This window comes from Luteibacter sp. UNCMF366Tsu5.1 (assembly GCF_900119235.1).
Lineage (GTDB): Bacteria > Pseudomonadota > Gammaproteobacteria > Xanthomonadales > Rhodanobacteraceae > Luteibacter > Luteibacter flocculans.
In genome coordinates this window covers 856,792-875,706 of record NZ_FPIS01000001.1, presented here as the reverse complement: position 1 = coordinate 875,706, position 18,915 = coordinate 856,792, and the positions used below count along the sequence as shown (strand labels likewise).

General features: G+C 67.0%; 13 protein-coding genes. 8 read left to right on the top strand and 5 right to left on the bottom strand.

Annotation, left to right across the window (positions count from 1 at the left end):
- Positions 1-2: 2 nt before the first annotated feature.
- The gene (locus tag BT115_RS03790) at positions 3-1,676 is read left to right on the top strand and encodes a putative bifunctional diguanylate cyclase/phosphodiesterase (protein WP_072321189.1); all 1,674 of its coding nucleotides are present in this window, start codon (positions 3-5) and stop codon (positions 1,674-1,676) included.
- On the opposite strand, the gene BT115_RS03785 is transcribed toward BT115_RS03790, so the two are convergent.
- Positions 1,661-2,299: a hypothetical protein gene (locus BT115_RS03785; RefSeq protein ID WP_072321188.1), complete on the bottom strand. Its 639-nt coding sequence runs from the start codon at positions 2,297-2,299 to the stop codon at positions 1,661-1,663. The genes BT115_RS03790 and BT115_RS03785 overlap by 16 nt on opposite strands.
- 188 nt (positions 2,300-2,487) lie before the next feature.
- On the opposite strand from BT115_RS03785, the gene BT115_RS03780 reads away from it, so the two are divergent.
- Positions 2,488-4,041, top strand: a complete 1,554-nt coding sequence (locus BT115_RS03780; protein WP_072321187.1) for a protein adenylyltransferase SelO — start codon at positions 2,488-2,490, stop codon at positions 4,039-4,041.
- A 4-nt stretch (positions 4,042-4,045) separates the two neighbouring features.
- Here BT115_RS03780 and aat read toward each other — a convergent pair whose 3' ends face one another.
- Genes aat through trxB form a run of 3 tightly spaced genes read right to left on the bottom strand, consistent with a single transcriptional unit; the run spans position 4,046 to position 6,887 of the window.
- Positions 4,046-4,756 carry a leucyl/phenylalanyl-tRNA--protein transferase gene (gene aat / locus BT115_RS03775; protein WP_072321186.1) on the bottom strand — a complete coding sequence of 237 codons (711 nt, stop codon included), beginning with the start codon at positions 4,754-4,756 and terminating at the stop codon, positions 4,046-4,048.
- Complete coding sequence (locus BT115_RS03770) at positions 4,753-5,886, bottom strand: GNAT family N-acetyltransferase (RefSeq protein ID WP_072322238.1); 1,134 nt, start codon at positions 5,884-5,886, stop codon at positions 4,753-4,755. The genes aat and BT115_RS03770 overlap by 4 nt, the downstream gene beginning before the upstream one ends.
- 38 nt (positions 5,887-5,924) lie before the next feature.
- Positions 5,925-6,887 (bottom strand): thioredoxin-disulfide reductase, encoded by a 963-nt coding sequence (gene trxB / locus BT115_RS03765; protein ID WP_072321185.1) that lies wholly within the window; start codon positions 6,885-6,887, stop codon positions 5,925-5,927.
- 224 nt (positions 6,888-7,111) lie between these two features.
- Here trxB and BT115_RS03760 point away from each other — a divergent pair, with 224 nt between their 5' ends.
- The 4 genes from BT115_RS03760 to lolA all read left to right on the top strand — a co-directional run bounded on the left by BT115_RS03760 (position 7,112) and on the right by lolA (position 11,666).
- A complete protein-coding gene (locus tag BT115_RS03760; protein WP_072321184.1) occupies positions 7,112-8,176 on the top strand; it encodes an alanine dehydrogenase in 1,065 nt (354 codons plus the stop codon).
- 97 nt (positions 8,177-8,273) lie between these two features.
- Positions 8,274-10,553 carry a DNA translocase FtsK gene (locus BT115_RS03755; protein ID WP_250337999.1) on the top strand — a complete coding sequence of 760 codons (2,280 nt, stop codon included), beginning with the start codon at positions 8,274-8,276 and terminating at the stop codon, positions 10,551-10,553.
- Positions 10,554-10,559: 6 nt separating this feature from the next.
- A complete protein-coding gene (locus tag BT115_RS03750) occupies positions 10,560-10,988 on the top strand; it encodes a hypothetical protein (RefSeq protein WP_072321182.1) in 429 nt (142 codons plus the stop codon).
- Between the two features lie 30 nt (positions 10,989-11,018).
- Positions 11,019-11,666 carry an outer membrane lipoprotein chaperone LolA gene (gene lolA, locus BT115_RS03745; protein WP_072321181.1) on the top strand — a complete coding sequence of 216 codons (648 nt, stop codon included), beginning with the start codon at positions 11,019-11,021 and terminating at the stop codon, positions 11,664-11,666.
- Between the two features lie 43 nt (positions 11,667-11,709).
- Here the strand turns inward: lolA and BT115_RS03740 are convergent, their stop codons facing one another.
- Positions 11,710-14,706 (bottom strand): sensor histidine kinase, encoded by a 2,997-nt coding sequence (locus tag BT115_RS03740; RefSeq protein ID WP_072321180.1) that lies wholly within the window; start codon positions 14,704-14,706, stop codon positions 11,710-11,712.
- Between the two features lie 115 nt (positions 14,707-14,821).
- Here BT115_RS03740 and BT115_RS03735 point away from each other — a divergent pair, with 115 nt between their 5' ends.
- Together BT115_RS03735 and BT115_RS03730 are read left to right on the top strand one after the other, a co-directional pair.
- Positions 14,822-17,548: a DUF2339 domain-containing protein gene (locus tag BT115_RS03735; protein WP_072321179.1), complete on the top strand. Its 2,727-nt coding sequence runs from the start codon at positions 14,822-14,824 to the stop codon at positions 17,546-17,548.
- Positions 17,538-18,884, top strand: coding sequence for a DUF3999 family protein (locus BT115_RS03730; protein ID WP_177257373.1), 1,347 nt, complete (start codon positions 17,538-17,540; stop codon positions 18,882-18,884). Before BT115_RS03735 ends, BT115_RS03730 begins: the two co-directional genes overlap by 11 nt.
- Positions 18,885-18,915 lie beyond the last annotated feature (31 nt).

The window sequence follows — 18,915 nt, the reverse complement described above, 5'->3', positions numbered from 1 at the left end:
CGGTGATCCACGACCTACGTACCTGGTCGAAAGTGCTGGAACTGATGCCCACGGCGATGTTCGTGCGGGATGCCCTGCACCGGTGGGTCTACGTAAACCGAATGGGCTGCGAGTATTTCGGCATCGCCTCCGCGGACGTTTTGGGGAAGCGCGACCTCGAACTCTTCTCGCCCGATCAGGCGGCACGCTTCGCGGCGGGCGACGATACGGTGCTGCGCGGACACGAGGTGGTCGAAACCGAAGAAACCGTGGCCGACACCAGCGGGCGTCAGCGCACGCTGCTTACCCGCAAGAGCTGCATCGACCTGGACGGCGAGCCGCACGTGCTCGCCTCCGTCACCGACATCACCGAACTGCGCGAATCCGAGGCGCACGTGCGCTGGCTGGCGTGCCATGACGCGCTCACCGGGCTCGCCAATCGCACGGCCTTGTTCAGCAAGCTCGACAAGGCCATTGCCCAGGCGGCCGGCGGCGGCAAGCCGTCGGTACTGTTCTATCTCGATCTCGATGGGTTCAAGCGCGTCAACGACACCTACGGTCATCTCGCTGGCGACGAGCTGCTGGTGCAGTTCGGAGCGCGACTGCGGGGGGCCGTGCGCGCGGAAGACACCGTGGCGCGTATCGGCGGTGACGAGTTTGCCCTGCTGGTGGAGGAGGCGGATGGCCTCGACGTCGAAGCGCTGGCCGAACATATCCTGCTGCTTGCCAATCAACCGTTCGACGTACCGGCCTATACGGCGTTTCTCGGTACGTCGGTCGGTGTGGTACCGATCGACGTCGACTCGGTAGCAGCGGGCGAAATGGCGCGCAAAGCGGACAGCGCGCTCTATGAAGCCAAGAAGGCGCGCAATCGCTGGGTGCTTTACGACGACGCGCTGGACGCTGCCATCGCCTACCGACGCGAGGTGGAACTCGCGCTCAGGGAAACGCTGCGTACCGGCGAAGGATTCAGCTGTCACTATCAACCGCTGGTCCGCGCCAGCGATGGCAAGATCGTCGGCGTGGAAGCGTTGGCACGCTGGAACCATTCTCGCCTGGGTAGCGTACCGCCGGTGCAGTTCGTGGCGGTGGCGGAAGAAACGGGGCTGATCGGTCCGCTCGGCGAGTGGGTGCTGCGCACGGCCTGCAAACGCGTTGCGCCGATGGGCGACCTGTTTGTGGCTGTAAACGTCAGTGCCGTACAACTGCGTGACGATCGGTTCGCGCGTGTGGTTCTCAGCGCATTGGCGGATGCCGGGCTGCCGCCCGAGCGGCTGGAACTGGAGATTACCGAGACGGCCATCGTCAACGCGGACCCGGCCACCGTGCGCCTGCTCAAACAACTGCGCCGCACCGGCGTACGCGTCTCGCTGGACGATTTCGGTACCGGCTATTCGAGCCTCACGTTGCTGAAGGACCTGGACGTGGACAAGGTGAAGATCGATCGCTCCTTCGTGCAGATGGCGCCCACGGCGGACGATTCCGCCGCGATCGTACGGGCGGTGTCGAACCTCGGCGCGGCGCTGGGCCTCTCGGTGGTGGCGGAAGGCGTGGAAACCGAGCAGCAACTCGCCTTCCTGCGCGAGGCTGGTTGCGACGAATTGCAGGGTTACCTCTTTTCCGAGGCGGTGCCCGGCGAGGGGCTTGAGCGCGTCGTCGGTTTCCCGGCGGGCAAACCGGGTCAGTCGGTCGGGTAGGCGTCAGCCGGCATGGGCCAGGTGCGGCGAAGGTCCGGCATGCCGGGCACGCTGGTCGGCTGTGGCAGCGGCAGCGGCATGCGTGTTCCGAGGATGCCCTCAGTGGCGTCGCCAACGATGGCGATGACGCATCCGCCACTGTCCTTCGAGGTGCCAAACGACAGCCGCCCCCAGGGCATCTGCATCACCAGATAGCGGTTGGGCAGCATGGACGGCGCGGCGGGCAGGTTCGTCTCGGAGCTGGGCGCGTGAAAGGCGTCGCCCACCTCGCCGCGCTGGAAGCACGGCCGCTGCTCGAGCTGGATGGAGGTGAAGCGAACCATGGGCACGTCACCGCCTTCATCCAGACCGCGCGCCTCGAAGGCGCTGACGCGGAAGCCATCGCGGGTGATGAACGGCGTGCTGCGCACGATCTGCGGCGGCGCGTCGGCCGTGGGATGCAGGCCGCCCGGGATCTTGCCCGCGAGCGAGTCCACGGCATTGGGCAAGGTGCCCATGGTGGCGTTGATGATTTCCACCAGCGTCTTGTCGCTGCGCTGCACACTCGCGATCGCCGGCTCGGCGCCAGCGGGCACGGCCAGGACGGCGGCGAGCAGCGGGGCCAGGGAGCGGAGAAGGCGCATGAGTTCCGGGCAAGGGTGATCGGGGCGCTAGTTTGCACGAGTTCGACGATTCTTACCGGACGTTTGCGCGTTGTCTGGCGGAAAGACCCCCTGGACCTCGCCGTGACGCTCCGCCGTGAGGTCAATGACCTTGCGTGCGGGGCGTCACGCCCGGATATCGTCAGGTGAACGCACAATCCGGGCCCCCGATGACAGACCTTCGCTTCGACAACGCTTTCGTCCGCGAGCTTCCCGCTGACCCTGACACCACGAACGCACCGCGCCAAGTGGTCGGGGCGGCGTTCTCGTGGGTGGACCCGACCCCTGTGCCGGCCCCGCGCACCGTCGCGGTGGCCCAGGAGGTAGCGGCGATGCTCGGCGTGTCGCCGGAGGCGCCGGATTTTGCGGAAGTGTTCGCCGGCAACGTGCGCTGGCCGGGCATGACGGGCTACGCCATGACCTACGGTGGCCATCAGTTCGGGCACTGGGCGGGTCAGCTTGGCGACGGGCGTGCCATCGGCCTCGGCGAGGTGCTGACCGAGCGGCATGGTCGCCAGGAGCTGCAACTCAAGGGCGCCGGGCGCACGCCGTATTCCCGTGGCGCGGACGGCCGCGCCGTGATGCGTTCGTCGATCCGCGAGTTCCTGTGCAGCGAGGCCATGCACCACCTCGGCGTGCCGACCACCCGAGCGCTGGCGTTGGTGGCGACGGGCGAGCAGGTGGTGCGTGACGTGATGTACGACGGCAACCCCGCGCCGGAACCGGGCGCCATCGTCTGCCGGGTAGCGCCGTCCTTCCTCCGTTTCGGCTCGTTCGAACTTCCGTCATCGCGCGGCGACGTGGCGTTGCTGCGCCGCCTGGTGGACTTCACCATCGCCACCCATTACCCGGAAATCGCGACACTCCCGGCAGGCGAGGGATACGCCGCGTTCTTCGCGGAAGTGTGCGAGCGCACCGCGCGGCTCATGGCGCACTGGATGCGGGTGGGCTTCGTGCATGGCGTGATGAACACGGACAACATGTCCATTCTCGGGCTCACCATCGATTACGGCCCCTACGGCTGGATCGACGATTTCGATCCGGACTGGACGCCGAACACGACCGATCGCACGCATCGCCGCTACCGCTTCGGCCAGCAGCCGCAGGTGGCGTACTGGAACCTGCAGCGTCTCGCCCAGGCCGTGTCGCCGTTGTTCGAGAACGTGGCGCCGTTGCAGGACGGCCTGAATCGTTACGTCGAGGTCTTCCAGGCTACCGACGCGGCGTTTTCCGTGGCGAAACTGGGTCTGGCCCGGCCAGACGACGCCGACGAGGCGCTTGTCGCCGACCTGCGCGGTCTGCTGGCGGCGGGTGGCATGGACATGACGATCTTCTTCCGCGATCTGGCGACGCTGGACCTCGGCGCGCCGCACGTGGCTACGGTGGATGCGGCGTTCTACGACGAGGCGGGACGTGCTGCCGTGGCGGAACCCTTGCAGGCGTGGCTGCAGCGTTACGCGACGCGGGTGCGGGACGACGAATCGTCGACAAGCGAGCGCGTCGCACTCATGCATGCCGCCAACCCGCGCTACGTGCTGCGCAATTATCTCGCCCAACAGGCGATCGACAGGGCCGAGCAGGGCGACGACGCCGGCATCCACGAGTTGCTGGATACTTTGCGCCATCCGTACGACGACCAACCGGGGCGGGAGCATCTGGCTGGGAAGCGCCCCGACTGGGCGCGCGAGCGCGTGGGTTGCTCGATGCTTTCGTGCAGCAGTTGATCGCTCAGGGCAGGGACAGCGGGTAGCTTACCCACGACCCGACCACGCCCGGCAACGCCGCCAGATGGCGCGCTTCGGCGACGAAATCGCGTCGCGGTATCTCGATCGCGCCCATGCTGAGCAGATGCGGATTGGTCACCTGCGCGTCCAGCAGGGGAAATCCCCATCCGTGCAGCAACTGGCACAGCGCGCCCAGGGCCGCCTTGGAGCCGCCGGTGCGTGCGCTGAACATGGACTCGCCGCAAAACAATCGTCCCACTGCCAGGCCGTAGATCCCGCCTACCAATGAGCCGCGGTCCCACACTTCCACGCTGTGTGCGTGGCCACGCCGATGCAGTTCCTCGTACGCCGCAATCATGCCTTCGCCGATCCAGGTACCCGGTTGACCGGCGCGGGGCGCGGCGCAGGCGCGCATCACGCGGCTGAACGAGGTGTCGGCTGTCACGCGCCAGTTGGACTGGCGCAGTTGCTTGCGCAGACTGCGGCTGACGTGGACGCCGTCGGTACGGAAGACGCAGCGCGGATCGGGGGACCACCAGAGAATCGGCTCGTCGGCGTTGAACCAGGGAAAGATGCCTTGGCTGTACGCCGCGAGCAGCCGTTCGGCCGAAAGATCGCCGCCCCAGGCAAGCAGGCCGTTCGGATCGGCGAGGGCGTTTTCCGGATCCGGAAACCAGCCGACCCGTGTGCGGTGCAGTTGCGGTAGCTGGATCATCGGTCGGCGTACGGCGAATGCGCCATGAGTTCCTCGCGGTACGCCTCGCGATGCGCTGCTTCCTGCACCAGCGCGTCGGCCACGGCGCGGCGGAAACCCTCATGGGCGATGTAGTGGCGCGAGTGCGTCGGCGTGGGAAGAAAACCGCGCGCGAGCTTGTGCTCGCCCTGCGCGCCGGGCTCGAAGCGCGCAAGACCTTCGCGGATGGCGTAGTCGATGCCGCGGTAGTAGCAAAGCTCGAAGTGCAGGCCGGAAACTTCCACGCTGGCGCCCCAATAGCGGCCATACAGTGCTTCGCCGCTGCGCAGGAACAGCGCCATGGCGACGATGTCGTGACCGTCCCGTGCGAGCGCCACCTGTACGTTCGTCCCGAGGGTGCGGCCGAGGTACTGGAAGAACCGCGCGGTGAGCGCCGCGTGGTTGCCCTTCATGTCGAAGGTGAGCTCATAGAGCGCGTGGATCTGCCGCCACTCGGCATCGGAAAATTCGTTGCCTCCACGCATCTCGACGGTGAGCCCCGCTGCGTGCGCATGGTTGCGTTCCTGGCGGATGTTCTTGCGCTTCTTGGCCGTCAGCGCCGCGAGAAAGGCGTCGAAGTCGGCGTAGCCCCGGTTGTGCCAGTGGAACTGATAATCGGAACGGATGAGCCAACGATCGTCGAACGCATCGAGGTCGGCCTCGGCGAGAAAGTTGGCGTGGATGGACGAAAGACCGAGACGGTCCGCTTCGTCGATCAGCGTGGCCGTGAGGAGATTGCGCATGGCGCCTGCGTCCGGCCCGTCGCGCACGAGCAGCCGCGGCCCGGGCACGGGGGAGTAGGGTGAGGCGACGAGCAGCTTCGGGTAGTAATCGCCCCCGGCGCGTTCCCAAGCCGCCGCCCAGCTCCAGTCGAAGACGAACTCGCCATGCGAGTTGCCCTTGAGGTACGTGGGTGCCGCGGCTACCAGGTGCTCACCCTCGAACACGGCGAGGTGGTAGGGCTTCCAGCCGTAGTCTTCGCGCAGGCAGCCCTTGGCTTCCATGCCGTGCAGGAAGGCATGCGACACGAAGGGGTTGCCATCGGGCACAAGGGCGTCCCAGTCGGCGGCAGCGATGCCGTCGAGGCTGTCGAGGAAGCGGATCGCGGGCATGCGAGGCATGCCCCGCGCCGGGGCGCGGGGCAGAACCGTCAGGCGAGCATGTGCTGTTGGTCGAGCCAGCGCTCGGCATCCAGCGCGGCCATGCAGCCGAAGCCGGCCGAGGTGATGGCCTGGCGATAGACGTGGTCGGCCACATCGCCGGCCGCGAACACGCCCGGCACCGACGTAGCCGTCGCCATGCCGTTCAGACCCGACTGGATTTGGATGTACCCGTCCTTCATCTCGAGCTGGCCTTCGAAAATGCCCGTGGCCGGGGTATGGCCGATGGCGACGAAGAAGCCCTGGACCTCGATGTCGCGCTTGGCCCCGGTGTTCACCTCCTTGACGCGCACACCGTTGACGCCCGAATCGTCGCCCAGCACCTCGTCGATCTGGTGGTTCCAGAGCAGCTCGATCTTGCCGGCCGCGGCCTTCTCGAAGACCTTGTCCTGCATGATCTTCTCGGCGCGCAGCTTGTCGCGGCGGTGAACCAGGTACACCTTGCGGCAGATGTTCGACAGGTACAGCGCCTCTTCCACGGCAGTGTTGCCGCCGCCCACCACGACCACGTCCTGGTCGCGGAAGAAGAAGCCGTCGCAGGTAGCGCAGGCGGACACGCCGCGGCCCTTGAACTTCTCTTCCGAAGCGATACCCAGGTACTTGGCGGTGGCGCCGGTCGTGATGATGAGCGCGTCGGCCGTGTACTCGCCACTGTCGCCCTTGAGGCGGAAGGGGCGGTTGCCGAGGTCCACGCTGTGGATGTGGTCGAAGACCATCTCGGTCTCGAAGCGCTCGGCGTGCTCGGCCATGCGGCGCATCAGTTCCGGACCCTGCACGCCCTTCTCGTCGCCGGGCCAGTTGTCGACCTCGGTGGTGGTCATGAGCTGGCCGCCTTGTTGCAGGCCGGTGATCATCGTCGGCTTGAGATTGGCGCGCGCGGCATAGACCGCGGCCGTGTAGCCAGCGGGGCCGGAGCCGAGGATCAGCAGGCGGCTGTGCTTGGGGGTGCTCATGTATAATCCTTGAGTTTACTGCGGCGTATTTCGGTCGTACCGCTCGCCTCTTGCGGCAGGATGCTAAGGCCGTGTCGAGGTCCGAAGAGGACATTGTCGACCCGGAAGAATGGGGAAGACGGAGGTGCGATTCAAGATGCTCGCCTCATGACGGCGAGCCGCGTCGTCCCCACGGCACGGCTTTATTCTTCGATTTGCTCGGCTCATTCAGGATCCTCCACAAGATGCGCATCGGTATTCCTTCCGAAACCAAGACCCTCGAAGGCCGCGTGGCCCTCATCCCGGCCGCCGCCGCCGACCTCGTGCGCCGTGGCCACGAGGTATTCATCCAGTCCGGTGCCGGCACCAAGAGCGGCTACGCCGATGCCGACTACGCTGCGCTCGGGGTCACCGTGGTGCCCGACGCCGCCGCCGTCTATGAAAAGGGCGAGCTGATCGTCAAGGTCAAGGAGCCGATCGAGGGCGACCTCAAGCTGCTCAAGAAGCACCACCTGCTGTTCTGCTACCTGCACCTGGCCGCCGAGCCGACGCTGACCAAGAGCCTGTTGGACATCGGCCTGACCGGCGTCGCCTTCGAGTCCGTGGACGAGAACGGCGCGCTGCCGCTGCTGCTGCCGATGTCCGTCATCGCCGGCCGCATCGCCACCCAGATCGGCACGACGCTCCTGCACCAGCCCAACGGCGGCAAGGGCAAGCTGCTGGGCGGCATGGCCTCGACCCCGCGCGGCAAGGTCGTGGTGCTGGGCGCCGGTGCCGCCGGTGGCAACGCTGCGGCGCTCGCCGCGTCGGCGGGTGCCAATGTGGTCGTGTTCGACAAGCGTCCGGATCGCATGGCCGAAATGATGGCCCTGGGCCCGAACGTCACCGCGCTGTATGCCTATGAATCGTCGGTGGCCGAAGAAGTGCGCAACGCCGATATCGTCGTCGGTGCCGTGCTGATCCCCAGCGCCAAGGCGCCGCGCGTCGTGACCGAAGACATGGTCAAGACGATGGAGAAGGGCTCGGTGCTCGTCGACATCTCGATCGACCAGGGCGGCTGCTTCGAGACCTCGCGCCCGACCACCTGGAAGGAACCGACCTACGACGTGCACGGCGTGACGCACTTCTGCGTGACCAATATGCCGGGCGCCGTGCCGCAGACGTCCTCGACCGCGATCTCCGCCGCCATCCTGCCGTACGTGCAGCGCCTGGCTGCCGGCAACGAGTGGCGCGACTACGCGCCGCTGGCCGCGGGCATCAATATCGAGAACGGCAAGCTCGTGCATCCGGCCCTCCAGGGCATGGCATGATGCCGAAAACCGGGACCGAGGTCGTTCGTTAGTGGCGCGTAGCGCGAAAGTCGTCAAAAGGCAGGCCAAGGCGCAGGTCAAGGCCCAGCGGGAGGGCTTGAGCGACGAGCTCAAGCGCCGCCTGCGCGAGGCCGGGGCACTGCTCCTGCTGCCGCTTGCCCTTTACCTTCTCGTCTGCCTGCTCAGCTACAACGACCAGGACCCGAGCTGGGGCCACATGGGCGTCGCCGAACACGCCACCAATTTCGGTGGCGCGGTCGGTGCGAACATCGCGAACCTGCTCCGGTACATCTTCGGCCTGGTGAGTTACGGCTTCCCCTTGTTGCTCCTCGCGCTGGGTATCCAGGTGATACGCCACCGCGGGGAGCGCAACGTGCAGCCGTGGGAGCCGTCGCTGCGGCTCATCGGTTTCGTGTTCTTCTTCATTACCGCGCCCGCGTTGATCTACCTCAACGTGGACGCCACGGTGCTGCCGGAAGGTCCGGGCGGCATCGTGGGCAAGTGGGTCGGTCGTGGCCTGCGCAATGCCTTTGGCGACAAGGGTGCGCCCCTGTTGCTGCTGGCGGTCTGCCTGATCGCCGTGACCCTCGCCACCGGCCTGTCCTGGTTCCGCGTGATGGACGCCACGGGCGAACTGGTCATGCGCATCGGCGGCTGGTTCGGCGGCAAGCTGCGCAGCGCGCCTGACGTTATGGCGGCGCGTTCCGCCCGCGCCGAGCGCGAAGTGGTCAAGAAGGCCGAGGCGGTCAAGCAGGCCAAGCGCGAGCCGGTCCGTATCGAGACCCCGACACCGATGGTGGTCAAGAGCGAGCGTGCCAGTCGCGAAAATCAGATTCCTTTGTTCACCGGCGCGTCGATGGATGGCGAGATTCCGCCGTTGTCGCTGCTGGACGAAGCGCCGCCGCAAGGCCCCGGGTACTCCGAGGAAACCTTGGAGGTGCTCTCGCGCCAGGTGGAACTGAAGCTCAAGGACTTCCGCGTGGAAGCGCGCGTGGTCGGCGTGTATCCGGGCCCGGTCATCACTCGCTTCGAACTGGAACCCGCGGCCGGCGTGCGCGGCAGCCAGGTGTCCAGCCTGGACAAGGACATTGCGCGCGGTCTTTCCGTCGTCAGTGTGCGCGTGGTCGACGTGATCCCGGGCAAGAACGTCATCGGCCTGGAAATCCCGAACACCAAGAAGCAGATCGTGTACCTCTCGGAGATCCTCCGCTCCGAGCGCTACGACCAGGTCAAGTCGCCCCTGGCGCTGGCGCTGGGCAAGGACATCGGCGGCAAGGCCGTCGTCACCGACCTGGCGAAGATGCCCCACCTGCTGGTGGCCGGTACCACCGGTTCGGGTAAGTCCGTGGCGGTGAATGCCATGGTGCTGAGCTTGCTGTACAAGTCCAGCCCCAAGGACGTCCGGATGATCATGATCGATCCGAAGATGCTGGAGCTCTCGGTCTACGAGGGCATTCCGCATCTTCTGGCGCCCGTGGTCACGGACATGAAGGAAGCCGCCAACGCGCTGCGCTGGTGCGTGGCCGAAATGGAGCGCCGCTACAAGCTCATGGCGGCCGTGGGCGTGCGCAACCTCGGCGGTTTCAACAAGAAGGTGAAGGACGCCGAGAACAGCGGCCAGCCGCTGCTCGATCCGCTGTTCCGCGCGAATCCGGACATGCCCGGCATGGTAGCCGAGCCGCTGCAGCCGCTGCCGCACATCGTCATCATCATCGACGAATTCGCCGACATGATGATGATCGTCGGCAAGAAGGTCGAAGAACTCATCGCACGTCTTGCGCAGAAGGCGCGCGCGGCCGGTGTGCACTTGATCCTCGCCACGCAGCGTCCGTCGGTGGACGTCATCACCGGCCTCATCAAGGCCAACATCCCCACGCGCATCGCCTTCCAGGTGTCGTCGAAGATCGACTCACGCACCATTCTCGACCAGTCGGGCGCGGAAGCGCTGCTGGGCCATGGCGACATGCTCTACCTGCCGCCCGGCACCGCCACGCCCGAGCGCGTGCATGGCGCCTTCGTGGACGATCACGAAGTGCATAACGTGGTGGAGTGGTTGCGCGCGCAGGGCACGCCGAACTACATCGAAGGCGTGCTGGAAGAAGTGCAATCCACCGCGGACGGCAAGATCATCAACGACGCTGGCCTGCCGCAGGACGCCGACGGCGATTCCGACAGCGACAACGCGCTCTACGACCGCGCCGTGCGCGTGGTGACCGAGACGCGTCGCGCATCGATCTCCGGCGTGCAGCGCCATCTGCGCATCGGCTATAACCGCGCCGCCCGCCTCGTCGAGCAGATGGAGCAGGACGGCATCGTCAGCGCACCGCAACACAACGGCAACCGCGAAGTACTCGCGCCGCCACCCCCGAAGGACTGATTCCGCATGAACGACATGAAGCCGGGCGCGCTACGCCAGCGTCCCTGGGGGCTGCTCGTCACCGGCGACCTTACGCCTACAGGCGAGGTGCTCGACGAAGTGGAGAGCATTTTCGAACTCAACCCGTCGATTCCGGGCCTGGAGCTGCGCGCCGACGACGGCCGCGCGTGCTTCGTCACGCGCGACTATCCGAGCGGCCATACGGCCGGCGTGGACGACGCGCTGGAAGTGATCTTCGCCGAGCAGCCGGAGATCGCTGAGGTCACCGTGCTGGGCCAGGAGGCGCGCGCCGTGCATACCGCCACTCGGGACGCACCGTTCTGGCATCGCGACGGCAAGGCCATCGCGGAGATCAGCGACAAGATGGAAGCGGGCGAGATCACGCCCACCGAAGCCATCGACATGCTTAAGTCGTTGTTCGAAAACGATCGCTGACAATCGCGCCGACTCTTACGGAATCCCTCCATGAAACGCTTCCTGCTTGCTGCCACGCTGTCCCTGCTCAGCCTGCCTGCGCTTGCCGCCGGCCCGGCGCGCGAGCGCCTGGATGCCTTCGCCAAGGGCATGCATTCCCTCAGCGGGCGCTTCAGCCAGACCATGTCCAACGCCAACGGCGATCCGGGCAAGACCAGCTCCGGCACCATGGCGTTGCAGGCGCCGCGTCAGTTCCGTTGGGAAACCACCGCGCCATACAAGCAGACCATCGTGGCCGACGGCAGCCGCGTGTGGCTCTACGATCCGGACCTGGAACAGGTCACGGTGCGTAAGCAGAGCAGCGAGGAAGCGCAGAGCCCGCTCACGGTGCTCACCGATCTGTCCCAGCTCGACAAGGATTTCAAGGTCACGGAACAAGGCGAGCGCGACGGCCTGCAGTGGCTGCGCCTGACTTCGACCAGCAAGGACCCGCAGTTCGAGTTCGCCGACCTCGGCTTCGACGTCAGCGGTCTGGCACGCATGACCTTTCGCGACCAGCTCGGCAACACGACGACGATCCAGTTCGCCGGATGGCAGCGTAATGCCGCTTTGCCGGCCGACACGTTCAACTTCGTGCCACCCGCAGGTGCAGACGTCATCGGCGACGCGCCAGTCCTCCAGACCCAACCGGTGAAGTAGCCCTAGCGTTGTGGGAGCCGCCATGGCGGCGAGAAGCCCACGATCAGGCCTCGGTCGTTCGCGCCTTCGTCGCATAGGCGATGTGGCCAGGAATCCTGAGGCGTATCGCCGAGCCTTTCCCGGGACGCGATACGACGTCGAGACGGCCGCCGATACGCGCGGCGCGCTCGCGCATGCCGACCAGGCCGAAGTGGTCGCCGCGCGGGGCAGCGTCCGTGTCGAAACCGTTGCCGTCGTCCTGCACGTCGATCTTGAGGTAACGAACCGCGTAGTCGATCGAGACGCGAATCGATCGCGCGTGGGCGTGTTGCGTGGCGTTGATCACGGCTTCGCGCACGATGGCATTCACCTCATCGACGACGACGGGATTCAGCGGGCGTCGGCGGCGCGAGGATGTCGACAGATGCAGCGGCGGGTCCATGTCATCGCCGAGTGCCGCGAGCTGCTGTTCCAGCGAGCCTTCTTCCACGGCATGGTCGCGAAGTCCCTTGACCCGATCGCGACCTTCGACCAGCAGCGCTTCTGCGCGGTCGATGGTCCGTTCCAGCGCCGCGCGGCGGCGATCGTCTTTCGCCAGGGCATCGGCGAACGCCTGGAACCGCAGGATGAGCCCCTGCACACCTTGCAACAAGGTGTCGTGCAAGTCGCGCGCAATGCGCTCGCGCTCGCGATGTCGTTCGTCCATCCGCCAGCGGAGGCGGCGCGTAAGCAGGCGCACCCGCCAGCGATGTACCTGCCATACCAGTGCGAAGGCAAAGAGAACGCACAACACCTGAAAGGAGGTCCGCTCGAAGAGACGTGGAGCCACCGTCACGCTCAGCGGATCCGAACGGCTCCAATGAACGCCGTCATACGATGCTTCCGTATGGAACGTATAACGCCCAGGCGGCAGGTCGGTATAGATAGCCTCACGACGCGTGCCGGCGTCCTGGTAGGCGACTTCGGCGCCGTCGAGCCGATAGCGGAACATCAGTCCACGCGGCTGCCCCGGGGCGAGCGCCGTATACGCCACACGCAAGTCGCGATTGTCGCGCAGTTCCACCGAGGCACTGCTCGGGAAGGTTCTGTCGCCGGCGACCACCGAGCGGATGACGACAGGGGGCGGTGAAGGGGGCGTCGGTTGCCGCGTCGGGTCCAGCCACGCCAGGCCTTGTGCACCCGCGAACCACAGGCGGCCGTCGCTGGCGGCGAGCACGGTCGGAAGCGGCCTCACGAGTTGGGTCGGGCCGGGGGCGCCATCCTCCATGGTGAGGAGGCGCGTAGCGACCGCTTCCGATGGCGCGCGTAGCACTGCCGCCCAGGCCTCTCGGCTGAATTGGACGACGCCAGCGATGCCGTAGGCCCAGACGCCGCCTTCCCGGCCTTGAACGATCCCCGTGATCGAGTCGAGGCGTCCGGCAGGCTGGGCCGCCACCTGCCGGAAGCGCTTCCCGTCGAAGAGGGAAAGCCCGCGCTCGGCACCGACGACGAGGGTTCCGTCGATCGTGGCGATCGAAACAATGGGCCCCTGGCGCAGGCCGTCGCCCGTTCCGAAGCGGCGTAGTACGTGCCCGTCGAGCATCGCGATGGTGCCGTCGAGATATCCGAACCACGCCCTGCCAGCCGGGTCGACGTGGATCGTCGCCGGTGCTTCGGCAGGGAACGCGGCGACCGTGGCGGCCGGAATCCAGCGTTTGCCGTCCTGCACGTAGAGGCCGCGCAGGCGCAGGGATGTCCAGAGCCGACCGGCGCCGTCGCGAGCGATGGCCTGGACGATGGTTTCGTGCGCCTCGACGTCCTCCGGCAGCGGAACGCGTGCAGGGACGCCGTCGCGCATATGCCAGAGCGTGCCCCTGCCGCCGAGCCACACGCTGCCATCGGCGTCGCGGTAGGCCGTGGTCACCGGGGCTGCGAATCCCGGGATGGGCACCGGCTCGGGTGTAAGCCGCCACAGCCGGTCCACCTTGCCGGTGTGCGCGGCCGTGCCCGTCCAGGTGTGCCCCTGTCCGTCTTCGACCAGCGCGAAGTAGACCTCGAGCTTGGGAAACCGCACACGCGACAGCCAACTGTCGCGGAACGTATCGAGTCCGACCTTGGTGCTCACCCACACGTGGCCGTCGCGATCTTCCATGACGCTCATCGTCGCCTGTGAGGTCATGCCGAGGTCTTCGCTGTATGCCTGCACCGCTGGCCCGCTCACGTCGCCGGTAAGGTGGGCGTCGACGTCCTTCTCGGCCACGCGGCAAAGGTTCGTGGCACAGTCGACTGTCCACAGGTTGGCTTCCGCGTCGAAGATGGTGGTGGTGCTGTTGGCCCGGCGCGGTTCGGTGTGCGGGAACGGCTGGCCCCATTCGTGCGGCAAGGGACGGATACCCGAGTTGGTGCGCGCCCACACGCTGCCGTCGGGATGGTTCAACAGTTCCCAGGGCTCGTCGCTCCCCAACCCGACATTCTCGAACCGCGAGGCGTTCTTCCTCAGTATGTAAACGGCGTTCTCGGTCGTTGCCCAGAGGTTGCCGCGCGCGTCCTCGAGCCACTCCTCGACATATCCCTGGATGCCGGAGTTCGCCGATACGTCGGTCCAACGGCGACCATCGAAACGGTATAGCCCCGTCTCCGTCGAGGCCCAGACGCGCCCCGCGCCATCGCTGCCAAACGCATCGATCGCGACGTGGTCGGGGAGCCCCTCGGCAGTGTCGTATAACGTGATGTCGCCATGCCGGAGGCGTGCGGCACCACCATCCGCGCGGCTGACCCAGAGGTCGCCACCAGGGGCTGCGTAGATGACCCAGGTGGCCTCGGTGCGGTTGCTGCCGGAAGGGAGGAGGTCGATCTTCTCGAACGTAAAACCGTCGTAGCGGTAGAGGCCCATGCGCGTGCTCAGCCAGAGCCAGCCGTCCTCCGTCTGCGCCATATGCGTGGCGCCACCCGGCGCACCGTCCTCCGCGCGGAGGGCGGTGTGGTGCAACTGCGCAAGCGTGCGTTGCGGGTCGGTGGCGCTCGCCGACGCGCAGGACACGAGCGCGATGATGAGAAACGCGAGGCGACGTACCAGAGGCATGCGGCATGATCGCCTGTTCGTCTTTCATTGGCGAGGAGCCTTCCATGGCTCCAACAACGTGACGGTTTCATGCCAGACTCTGCCGGGACATCGGATATATTGGGGTTAGAAGGACATGTATCTGGTTTGGGGTATCGTCGGCGCGGTGATCGGCGCCTTCGTGGGGGAGGGCTTTGGCGGCGGCATCGCCGGCTTCGCCATCGGTTTCCTTTGGGGGCGCACCTCGCAGCTGCGCCGTGAGCTCGACGACGCCCGCCGGGCGATCGAGCGCCTTGAAACCGCGTCGGTCACGCAGCCTGCCGTCGACGTCGGACCGTCGCCTGCGGTGTCCACGGTGCAGCCGCCCACGCCGCCGCCCATGCCGGAAGCGCCGACGCCTTGGCCGGCGCCCGAGCAGGCCTCGCGACCACGCGAAGCGCTGGTGGAGGACGTGCGGCACGAGCCGGCGCCGTTGCCGTCCGCGCCGCGCGAACCCTTGCCACCGCCGGGGCCTGCGGGCCCGACGGTCGTCGAGCGACTGACCGCCTCCATCAAACGCTGGTTCACCGAGGGCAACGTACCGGTCAAGGTCGGCATGCTCGTGCTGTTCGCCGGCATCGCGGCGTTTCTGAAGTACGCCTCGGACAGCGGCCTGCTGCGCGTGCCCGTGTCGGTTCGCTTGAGCCTCGTTGCGCTCGCAGCCATCGCGGGCGTCGCGTTCGGATGGCGGCAGCGTGACCGGCGCCGTGCCTTCGCCCTGTCGCTTCAAGGCGGTGCGATCGGCGTGCTGGTGATGACGGTGTTTGCCGCGTATCGCCTCTATGGCGTGCTGCCTGCCGGTGCCACCTTCGCGCTGTTAATCGTATTCGTCGGCGCGCTTGGCGTCCTCGCCGTGGTGCAGGACGCACTGGCCCTCGCGGTGCTCGGCCTGGTGGCGGGCTTTGCCGCCCCGATCATTGCGTCCAGCGGCCACGGCAATCACGTGGCGCTGTTCTCCTATTACGCCGTACTCAACCTAGGCATTCTCGGTATCGCCTGGAAACGCGCGTGGCGTGTACTCAACGTGCTGGGCTTCATCGCCACGTTCGGTGTCGGTACGGCCTGGGGCGTGCTCAGCTATAACCCGGCGTTGTTTGCGAGTACCGAGCCGTTCCTGATCCTGCATTTCCTGCTCTACGTGGCCGTACCCTGGCTGCACGTGCTGCGTTCGCCGCGGCGCGAACGCGCGATCCTCGATGGCTGCCTCATGTTCGGCAACCCCATCGCCTGTCTGTTGTTGCAAGGCGCTTTGTTGGACTGGCAGCCGATGCCGCTGGCGATCTCGGCGCTGGTCGCCGCGGCCATCTACGTGGCGATCGCGTTCGCCATTCGTCGCCGCGACGACATGACGCTGTTGCGCGAGACCTGGGCGGTACTCGCCGTCGCCTTCGCCACCCTCGCCGTGCCGCTGGCCCTGAGTGCGAGCGTGACGGCCAGCGTCTTCGCGCTCGAAGGCGCGGGGCTGATCTGGCTAGGCTTCCGCCAGGGACGTCGCCTCCCGCGCTGGTCGGGTGTCGGTCTGCAACTGGTCGCCGGTGCCGCCTGGGTACTCGCCACCGTGTTCCATTCGCACTACAACGACACGCCATTCCTCAATGCGGTCTTCATCGGCAGCCTGCTTTTGGTCGTGGGTGCCGTTGCGGGCGTATGGCAGTTCGATCGCCACGGTGCGTCGCAAGGTGTGTCGAGCCTCGCGCGCATCGGTCTGCTGGTCTGGGCGGTGCTCTGGTGGATGGTGGCATTCGCCTATGAAATCGAGACCTTCGTCGTCGACGATCGCATCGCTGCCGCGTCCTGGCTCGCGCTGCTGAGCGTGACCGGATGCCTGTTGGCGCTGGCATGTCGACGCGTGCGCAAGCTCGATCTTGGTGTGGTACTCGCGTTTGGACTGCCGTTGGCATTGCTGGCCGGCATCTCCGTCGTGCTGTCCGCGGCGAACGCGGGCATCCAGTGGTTGCTGGGTTGGCCGCTGCTGGCGGTGGCGATCGGCGCGGTGGCGGGCGTCTTTGCCTTGCGTGCGGTGCAGGCACATCGCGTCGCGTCCGTCACGCTCTGGTGGCTGCATTGGCTGGCGGTGTTCACCACAGCGATCGCCCTGGCGATCGATCCGTCCTGGTCGTTGGGGCAGGGCTGGCAGATGTTGGCATGCGCGTTGCCCACGCTGGTGCTGGCGGCGCTGGTGCTCTGGGGCGGACGTTGGCTCGCTATGTCGCTAGCCGACCGCGCCACGGACATCCGCTATGCGGTGGGCGCGTGCGCAACGCTCGCGATCATCATCGTGGGCCTGCAGGCACTGAGTTCTGCAGGCAATCCGAAGCCCTTGCCGTTCCTGCCGGTACTCAATCCGTTGGACCTGCTGCTGCTTGCCGTGTTGGCGTTTGCCGCACGGGCGATGTCCGATCGTTTGGTGCCGGGCCGCGTTCGTACATGGCGGCCAGCCGTGCTTGCGGCGATGTTCTTCGTGATCGCCACAAGCATGACCCTGCGTGCGGTGCATCACCTGGGTGGCGTGCCGTGGAACGACTACATGCCGCGCTCGAGCCTGGCGGAGCTGTCGCTCACCGTGGTGTGGAGCGCGATCGGCGTAGTGGCGTGGGTGCTCGGCTCGCGGCGTGGACAGCGACTGCTGTGGCTGGCCGGTGCGGCCACCATGGCGCTGGTCCTGTTGAAACTGCTGCTCGTGGATCGCGGCCATCTGGGCAACCTGTTCGGCATCGCTTCCTTCATTGCCTATGGCCTGCTCTGCACGGTCATCGGTTATCTCGCTCCCGCGCCGCCACGGGTGGCTGCGAACGATCCCTCGGAGTCCCCGCATGCGTCGTGACTGGCGTCGTTGTCTCATGGCCGCTGGCCTGTTTGTGGCGGCGGCACGTGCGGAAGCACCACCGTCGTTCGCCGTCGCTTATCCCCTCGCGATCGAGCCCGGCGCCAAGGCCTATGTGCTGGAGCTGCCGCAGGACGCTTACGCATGGGCCACGCTCGATGCTGGCCTCGCGGACGTCGTCGTGGTCGATGGTCAGGGAAGGCAGGTCACCGCAGGGCCGTACGTGGCCGCACCCCCGGGATGGCATCCGGTGACGCTCGACGCGCCGTTGCTGCCAGTACCGTCGACGGCCGATGGCATCGCCGGTCCGCGCATTCAGCGCAGTACCACCGGCGACATCATCATCGAGCCGGGGGCTGCGCCCGCCGACGGCGCACCGCATGAGTGGTTGATCGATGCGCGTCAGCCCGTGGCACCCGAGCGGCTGGAATTCGCACCGTTTCCGCGCGAGGCGAGCCTCGGCATCGACATCGACTCGAGCCACAACCTGCAGGACTGGACGCCGCTGGTGCGCGATGCATCGGTGGTGATGCTCGGCAAGGGCGACGACGCGGTGGACGTACGTGTCGTGAAGCTTGCCGGGAGCCCCGCACGCTACTACCGCGTGCGCGTGTCCCGCGGTGACGCGCCCTGGGGCACGAGCGCGACGACCGTAACCTTGTCGGGCAACGTCGAAGACGCGACGAGCAAGGATGTCGCGAAGCGTCGCTGGCTCGTCGTTGCGCCCACCGACACGCAGTCGAGCGGGCAGGGCGTCGATTACGACTATCGTCTTCCCGCGGCCCTGCCGGTGAGCGCGCTGCGGGTGAAGCTCGGCAAGAGCGACAGCGTGGCCCGTTTCGACGCCATTGCCGTCGAAGGCCAAATGAGCGGCGAGCAACTCGGCACGCTCGTCGTCACCCCCGGTGCCGACACCGAGGCGTCGCCGTCGCTGTCCGTGCCCGCCGCGCGACGTGACTTGCTGCGCCTGCATTCGGCGACGCCACTGCGCGAAGCGCCGCAGCTTTCCGTCGGCTGGCGACCGGATCGCATTGTCTTCCTGCCCGAGGGGCAGGGCCCTTACCGCCTGCTCGTCGGCAGCCGCTCGGCGCGGCGGCTGGCGTGGCCCATCGCCGACGCCATGACTGCGTTGCGCGCCGATGGCGGCCCGGCTTGGCGGCCCGCACCTGCGACGGTGGGCGAGGCCAAGGAACTGGAGGGCCGGAAGGCCGTTGAGGGCACCACGCCGTTCGACTGGACGCGTCCGCTGCTCTGGATCGTGCTGCTGCTGGGCGCCGCCCTCGTGGCCGGCATGGCCGCCAGCCTGCTGCGCAAGCCACGCCCAGGCGCCGAATGAGCCGTTGAGGCCGCTTGCACGGAGAACGCGC